This window comes from Xanthomonas populi (assembly GCF_002940065.1).
Taxonomy (GTDB): domain Bacteria; phylum Pseudomonadota; class Gammaproteobacteria; order Xanthomonadales; family Xanthomonadaceae; genus Xanthomonas; species Xanthomonas populi.
On the sequence record NZ_MDEJ01000226.1, the window covers coordinates 1 to 3,413 of the forward strand.

At 61.5% G+C, this 3,413-nt stretch carries 4 protein-coding genes and 1 tRNA gene; 2 read left to right on the top strand and 3 right to left on the bottom strand.

The genetic code is table 11. From position 1 onward, the window contains the following. Positions 1-216 (top strand): hypothetical protein (locus XpopCFBP1817_RS22315; RefSeq protein WP_208619680.1); only part of this gene is annotated, 216 nt, incomplete at its 5' end. Between the two features lie 117 nt (positions 217-333). On the opposite strand, the gene XpopCFBP1817_RS20080 is transcribed toward XpopCFBP1817_RS22315, so the two are convergent. The 3 genes from XpopCFBP1817_RS20080 to XpopCFBP1817_RS20090 form a co-directional block, all read right to left on the bottom strand. Beyond that, positions 334-1,230 (bottom strand): hypothetical protein, encoded by an 897-nt coding sequence (locus XpopCFBP1817_RS20080; RefSeq protein ID WP_128418423.1) that lies wholly within the window; start codon positions 1,228-1,230, stop codon positions 334-336. 95 nt (positions 1,231-1,325) lie between these two features. Further along, a complete protein-coding gene (locus tag XpopCFBP1817_RS20085; protein WP_128418424.1) occupies positions 1,326-2,546 on the bottom strand; it encodes a tyrosine-type recombinase/integrase in 1,221 nt (406 codons plus the stop codon). Between the two features lie 185 nt (positions 2,547-2,731). Beyond that, a tRNA-Leu gene (locus tag XpopCFBP1817_RS20090) sits at positions 2,732-2,818 on the bottom strand. 139 nt (positions 2,819-2,957) lie between these two features. Here XpopCFBP1817_RS20090 and XpopCFBP1817_RS20095 point away from each other — a divergent pair. Further along, the gene (locus XpopCFBP1817_RS20095) at positions 2,958-3,377 is read left to right on the top strand and encodes a response regulator (protein ID WP_167393991.1); all 420 of its coding nucleotides are present in this window, start codon (positions 2,958-2,960) and stop codon (positions 3,375-3,377) included. Positions 3,378-3,413: the final 36 nt, after the last annotated feature.

Here is a 3,413-nt window from a genome sequence, read left to right on the forward strand (position 1 = left end):
GGAGCGATTACGCACACTGCCCGAACACGTCTACAACCAGATGGTCATGGGCTGAAAAACGTGGGGATACCTCAGGATCAGGGCCGGGATGCCCGGAGTCTTGTCATCAGCGGCGGCGGCCCGGCCAACAATCTGGTGAAGTCGCAGGAAGCCTGTTTCTGGAAGCTGTTGCATCACGTCGTCCGTTACCGCACCGGGTGGGCGGCTTGGGGCTAGTGAATGGTCAAGCTGCCTGGCTCGAATAGGCGCAGTTCACTGCTGGCACAGGGTGGCGGGTCAGTCGAAGTCATTCTTAAATAACTGTTTCCAATAGTTTTTTATGGGTGACGGGAACTATTTTCGAGGGCCGGTTGGTAATCCATCTGCGCGCAGGACCGTTGCCATGACTTGCGCGTTTCTCTCAGCTACGCCGCGCGCTTTCAACCAATCCACAACATCCTTATTCTTTGGAGCCGTAGTTGCGTCGCTGGGGTCATATAGCGCCCAGAACTGTAAAGCTGCTGCCGATAGATTCCGCAACAAATCAGTCTCGTGACTACCCCATGGCCAACCGTGGGTAGCGGCGGCGGACCCGCGCGCTGCCTCTTTGCGCTCTCTTACTGCTGCTAGCAATGACGAAGGGAAAGCATTGAACCTCGTTGCTGCCCATTCGGCTGCGATGACTGGGGAGTAATGGCGCGCAGTGCCATACATCTGATTCGCTACATCGGTGTCATCTCTGGGAACGAATGCAAGCGTCTGAGAAAGAGTTCCCCTGCGAATGTCGTCAGTAGCGCGCAGGATTGCTACGGCCTGTTGGTCGCTACCTGCGACCCTCCCGGGATCGGCTGGCATTCCGCGCTCATCTGGCACGAACCCGCAGCACAGCGCCGCAAACTCTGCCTCGCTCCACAGATCCTTTTTTGCCCAATGTTGCCAGCGTGCTTCGCGCAAGAGATTTGTCTGCGATGCGTCCTGTTGTGCTTTGTGCAGGTCGGCGGCTTTCGCAGCCTCGACCTGTGCCTGAAGCTCCTTCAAGCTCATCGCTTCGTATTGCGCACGCTGCCTGTCCATCGGCGTGACCTCATTGGAGCGTCCTTCCACGGCCAAGTCACGCTTCCACATCGCTCTATCACGCACCGGGGCGGTGTATCCGCCCGACAGCGTGGTCACAGGAGGCGGGGCCAGTGAGCGGAATTGCCTGCGCAATAAAGAGTCGATCAGCTTCTTTCGGTCTGTAATTTCGGCCATGGCGCACCCTTGCGCCCCTGAAAAGTCCCCGCACCAGGCCGGCAGGGTGTCCGGCTTTTCGCCCCGTCGGGCTAGGTGCGGGTTTTCGGTTGAGATTAGCCCGCCTTGGCTCGCAGCGGCACGACGTTGCCGCCCGCGCGCAGGCCGTCCAGGTAGTCGGCCCACGCTTGCATCATGCGGACGCGCTCGGGCAGGTACTGCGCCGCGTGTGTGTACGCCTCACGGACCTTGTTCGTTTCGGCGTGGGCCAGCTGCCGTTCGATGGCGTCGGCATTCCAGCCCATTTCATTGAGCCGCGTTGCCGCCATGCTGCGGAAGCCGTGACCAGTCATTTCATCGCCCGCATATCCCAGCGCGCGCAGAGCGGCATTAATGGTGTTTTCGGACATGGGGCGCTTCGGGCGCAGGCCCGGGAACACATGAAGGCCACCGCCAGTCAGCGCGTGCAGGTCGCGCAGGATCGCTACCGCCTGGCTGGACAGCGGAACCAGGTGCGCCGACTTCATCTTCATGCGCTCGGGCCGGATGCGCCACACAGCGGCGTCCAGGTCAATTTCGTCCCATTCCGCCGCGCGCAGTTCGCCGGGGCGCACGAACACCAGCGGGGCCAGCTTCAAGGCTGCATGGGTGACAGGTTGCCCGCAGAATCCCTCGATGGCGCGCAGCAACTGGCCGATCTTGACCGGCTCCGTCACAGCGGCGTGGTGGCGGGCCTTGGCAACTTTGAGCGCGCCGCGCAGGCTGGCGGTGGGATCAATCTCCGCCTTGCCCTCAAGCATGGCGTGACGAAACACCTGGCCGGCCTTGATCTTGGCTCGGCTGGCCGTTTCCAGCTTGCCGGTGGCCTCGATCTTGCGCAAGGCGTCTAGCAGCTCACGGGGCTTGATCTCGCCGATGGGGCGGCTGCCGATCTCGGGAAACAGGAACGTTTCCAGCAGCCAGCGGTTTTTCTCGGCCGTGACGCGCGCCACGGTCTGGCGGCTCATCCACTCGCGGGCGACGGCCTCGAATGTCTCCCCAGCAGCGGCCACCGTAGCAGCCTGTGCCTGCTTGGCTTGCTTGCGTTGTTCACTTGGGTCAAGGCCAGCAGCCAGCAACTTGCGGGCTTCATCACGCCTTGCCCGGGCCGCCGCCAGCCCAGTATCGGGGTAGGTGCCAAGGGACATCCGCTTTTCCTTGCCGTCAATGCGGTATTTCAGGCGCCACCACTTCCCCCCGGCCGGGGGGATTTCCAGGTACATACCCCCGCCATCGAACAGGCGCTGGGTGCGACTGGCGGGCTTTGCCTTGCGGATCGCGGTATCAGTCAGGGGCATTGGGGGCAACTTGGTGGGGGCAAAAAGGCGTTGCGGCGCCGTTGCCCCCATATTTGCCCCCAACTGCCCCCGGATTGCAATGCACCGCAATGGACGACACCGGACGGTCGGGCACAAAAAAACCCGCTAAGTTGCGGGTTTAATTGAAGTTTCTGGACGTAATCGCACTTCCTGAAACTATGCATTGGTGCCGAAGGTGGGACTCGAACCCACACGCTTTTAAGGGCGGCGGATTTTGAATCCGCTGCGTCTACCGATTCCGCCACTTCGGCGTGGCCGCGCAGTATAGCGACTTGCGAGAGAAACGACCAGCGTCAGAACGCGCCTGACGAATTCAGCTGCAAGCGGAGTCGGCAACCCGTGGGCGAACCGGTGTCGATATACTGGCCGACTTATGTGGAGGAGTGGGCAATGTCGGTGTTGCGTGGAGTTCGGGTACTCGTGGTCGAAAACGATGACATGAATGCCATGCTGCTCGAGTTGCAGCTCGTCCAGGCTGGCGCCGCTGTGCTGGGCCCTGTCGGAGAAGTGGCGGAAGCGTTGCAGCTGATCAAGGCCGACGCGCCGGATATGGCAGTGCTGGACTACCGTCTTGGCAATGGTCAGACGAGCGAGCCGATCGCCAGGCTGTTGTCGGAGCTCGGAATTCCGTTCGTGTTGGCCACCGGCGTTGCCAGCGGCAGCATCCCGGGCGGCTTCGAACGCGGCGTGATCCTGACCAAGCCCTATTTGTCTGAAGAACTGGTCGGCGCGCTGTCCAGGGCGCGGCAGCTGAGCGACGCAAACAGCTTAAAGGAGCCTCTAAAAACCCCAGCAATCTGCCATCATTGACTTGACGCCCTGCCAGCGGAGAACGACAGACATGAT